This is a genomic window from Bacillus sp. REN16, assembly GCF_020731355.1.
In the GTDB taxonomy this organism is placed as follows: Bacteria; Bacillota; Bacilli; order Bacillales; family Bacillaceae_L; genus Ferdinandcohnia.
The window spans coordinates 1-3,536 of the sequence record NZ_JAJFZK010000049.1 but is presented as its reverse complement, the minus strand read 5'-3'; the positions used below and the strand labels follow the sequence as shown (position 1 = coordinate 3,536).

Below are 3,536 nucleotides of genomic sequence, written 5' to 3'. Positions count from 1 at the left end.
GGCTCCAATACATGGTCAAAACACGTTCATTTGGGTTAGTGACCGGCGAGATTGGGGCTGGAAAGTCAACAGCAATTAGGTCCCTTCGGGACGGTTTGGATCTTACAAAATATCAATTTATTTATCTATGCGATTCCTCTCTTAAACCAAGAGACTTCTATAGGGAATTATTGCATCACCTTGGTATTCCACCTAAATATATGTTGAGCGAAACGAAGCGTCAATTTGAACATGCCATCTGGGATTTGTATGAAAGTCAACAAAAGACAGTTGTCGTGATCATTGATGAAGCCCACCTACTGCAGGGAGATATGCTTCAAGAAATAAGATTTTTAACCAATTTTCAGATTGATAGTGTTTCTCCGTTAGCTTTGGTGATGGTTGGGCAGCCTGAATTGCGTTCAACGCTTCAGATGCGTCTGTTTAAACCGATTACACAACGAATGAATGTTCGATATCATTTGGGAGGATTGGATCGGGAGGAAACACGAAAATATATTGAACATCAACTTGAAACAGCAGGTGCTAAGCAACCCATTTTTACAGCTGAAGCCATTGATTCGATTTATGGACATACACGAGGAATTCCTCGCGAGATTAACAATGTATGTACAGCCTGCTTGCTTGATGCCGTTGTACGGAAGGAAAAATTAGTCGATGCGATGCATGTGGATCGAATCTTAAACGAGTATAAAGAATTCTAGGATACGAGGAGAAACAAAATGAAAAGCCGTTGGAAAGATATGAAGTATAATGAGGATCTTGATTGTTGGGTGGTCTTTTGGGGTGACAATACAGGATACAAAGTTCGTTGTGGCGATTGGTTTGAGCTTCATCTTGGGGATGGTAGGAAACTTTCGTGCCGAATAGAACTTGGGAGAGAATGGTATATTATCGTTGGCCGAAATGATACAAAACTTTATTTAAAACCTAATGAAACCTACCAGGTTGATATTTAGAAACAAGGGGAAGTTGGACCAGATGGTCAGCTTCCCTTTTTCAGCATTACATCTGTCAAAACTATGGACTAGAGATTCCGGCAATTTGTACGACTAATATATATCGCCAACGAAAATGACGGTTACGAATTTAAAAAATCACCGCCATAATCGGTTCCGAAATTACCGACAAACAGGGTGATTAATGACAGATGATGAAAGTTTACAAGCGTAGCTTGTGCACTATTCATTGCATCCCTATGCATTCGCCACTGAGATGCATTGCCCATTTGATGATAAGAGATACCAGGTGTTGCATCAGCCATTTTGGTTAACCCGATGTTGGTACCCATTGCCATAAGAGCTGCCAGTGCAATTGTTTTTTCTTCTATTTCATTTTCTTTAGCACGTGCATCGATTAAGGAAAAAAGGATACCAACAGTTTTTAAGGTAGGATTATATCGCTCTTTATAGCCATTATAATCTCTAAAAATATCGGAATAGAATAATAAGGGGAATCGTCATGAAAATGGTCTTAGCGCTGTAATTATACAGTTATCTTAACTTCAATGTGAGAACTATTGGAATTCCAATGGTCCCCACATTGTTTACATGTATTCAATGTAGATATGATGTATAATTTTATGAGTATCCAAAACAGGTGAAATTTCACCTGTTTTTATCTATCAAAAGTTCGCACATGCTCAAGGATGGAAAAAATCACCTGCTCTTCTAAACTTTCGAAATCTTTTTCAAGCAAAAGACGTTTTCCCTCGAAGCCGAATGCTTCAAGTAAATAGAAAACACGGGGTTTCTTGTATGCTCGGCTATTTGCTATACAACGTTGCCAAACTTTAGCTTCAAGCTCTTTTGAATAGTGACGATGCTGGATACATTCCTGGATCCGTGTTTTTTTGAGTTCTACATGTCCTTCCCAAATATTTTTGTTGGCCAAATCCATCCACATTTTAGCTCGAATGCGTTGTTCTTCATTCGCAACAATCGTTGTATTAAATTGATTTGTTTCTTTTACAACATCTGTTGTATAGCCTTCTGGTAAACGCTGCTGAAGGAAATCATCTAACGCCTCTTTAGAAATTCGCCATCCATCTTTACGAGAAGAAGGGGCTATTCCTTTAAGATCACCTTGACGTAACCATCTACGAACGCTTTCTTTGTGTGTTGTGATTTTATAGGTTTTTAACAATTCAAAAGCCTCGTCAACACAATACATGTCCATTAAAATCACCTGCCCTTTTAATACAACAAATGCTTCATTAAATAGAATATACAACAATTGTTGTATTCAATCGAGTCTTAATGTAGGTCTGTGCAGAAATAGAACCGGATTTGGGTTTATAGGTAATTTATGCTACACAGACCGACAATTAAACTACCTGCGTAATACAATAAGTAAAACTGAACTATACAAGTGAATTTATTTATTCTCAAAATTTATCATAGACAATACCACGTAATTTCAATAATTCATCCTTAAGGCGTTTGTTTTCTTCTTCAAGTTTTTTTATTCGGTTATTTTTAGCTGTGATAAGCGCATCTTTACTGGCATCCGTCATATTACGTTTTATGGTTTGCGGTGAATTTACTTCTTGCTGCTTTCGTAATCCTTCTATTCGGTTCCGTAATTCTGGATTGTTATAGAGAAATGCCTTAGATACACCTGATTCCATCGCAACCTGATTAAAATTAATTTTAGCCTTCGTTTTGATAAGACGTTGTATAGCCTGATCTACCTTTTGAGCCGCCTCTTGGCTTTTCATCTGGGCATGTTTTTTTACACCTTCGGTATTTCTAATATGCTTACTTTTCATGGGTGTGTTCCTCTCCAACATATTCGCGGCCTTTTTTTCCGGCTAAATGATGAGTTGTACCAGTCTTCAATGTTTCTAGAATAGGCTCTAGACGATTTAGAGTGGTTTGATTCTTATCTATCCATACTTGTCGCCCCAAAGCCCTGCCTCGCTCAATTACATTTTTAACTTCCGTAATCTCCACTTCAAATTGAGGTATGAATTCGGGTGTAGTACAGAAATTACGACAAGACAGGCAAGGATTCGCTTGAGTGGGGCATGGCTGCTTAATTGGTTTCATACAATAGCCAAGCTCCATCTTAACAGCGTCTAAATTATGGCGTATATATTCCCATTCAATGATATCTTCATTCTCAATATCCGTAAGTTCAACTTTGACCGGACGTTTATTTTCAATGTCTATCCGAAAAATACCTTGTTTTGTAGCTTCTTCCCAAGATTTACGCATGGTAGTATCGAGAATTTTTGCATAATGTAAGGTCATTTCAGGGGAAGCGTGGGCCATCCATTTTTGAACATGCAATATGTTCATTCCGTTATTAAGAAGCTCTACACCCTTGGTATGCCGGAAGGCATGATTTTTAATAAAAAAGGGATTCCCTGAATCGTCAACTATGTTTTGTTCTTCGGAAAAGCGCTTCAAACTTCTGTGAATATCATAATAATTATAGGGTCGGCCTCTCCGGACACCTTCCAGCTGTACTGTAAAGAGTCACTTTATATCCTCCAAAAAACAACTATTATTTTCAAATTCCTCCGGAATTGC

General features: G+C 38.1%; 5 protein-coding genes and 1 pseudogene. 2 read left to right on the top strand and 4 right to left on the bottom strand.

Annotated features, from left to right (window positions below):
* The coding region (locus tag LKW28_RS22725) for an ExeA family protein (protein WP_229142690.1) at window positions 1-704 on the top strand (704 nt) is incomplete at its 5' end.
* An 18-nt stretch (window positions 705-722) separates the two neighbouring features.
* The gene (locus LKW28_RS22720; RefSeq protein ID WP_229142689.1) at window positions 723-959 is read left to right on the top strand and encodes a DUF5348 domain-containing protein; all 237 of its coding nucleotides are present in this window, start codon (window positions 723-725) and stop codon (window positions 957-959) included.
* Between the two features lie 137 nt (window positions 960-1,096).
* On the opposite strand, the pseudogene LKW28_RS22715 reads toward LKW28_RS22720, so the two are convergent.
* The 4 genes and pseudogenes from LKW28_RS22715 to LKW28_RS22700 all read right to left on the bottom strand — a co-directional run.
* Window positions 1,097-1,432 (bottom strand): annotated as a pseudogene (locus LKW28_RS22715) (Tn3 family transposase); the annotation flags it as partial.
* Window positions 1,433-1,617: 185 nt separating this feature from the next.
* Window positions 1,618-2,172 (bottom strand): helix-turn-helix domain-containing protein, encoded by a 555-nt coding sequence (locus LKW28_RS22710; protein WP_267498117.1) that lies wholly within the window; start codon window positions 2,170-2,172, stop codon window positions 1,618-1,620.
* A 214-nt stretch (window positions 2,173-2,386) separates the two neighbouring features.
* On the bottom strand, window positions 2,387-2,770 hold the full coding sequence (locus LKW28_RS22705) for a DUF6262 family protein (RefSeq protein WP_229142686.1): 384 nt from the start codon (window positions 2,768-2,770) through the stop codon (window positions 2,387-2,389).
* On the bottom strand, window positions 2,760-3,467 hold the full coding sequence (locus tag LKW28_RS22700; RefSeq protein ID WP_267498116.1) for a tyrosine-type recombinase/integrase: 708 nt from the start codon (window positions 3,465-3,467) through the stop codon (window positions 2,760-2,762). Before LKW28_RS22700 ends, LKW28_RS22705 begins: the two co-directional genes overlap by 11 nt.
* Window positions 3,468-3,536 lie beyond the last annotated feature (69 nt).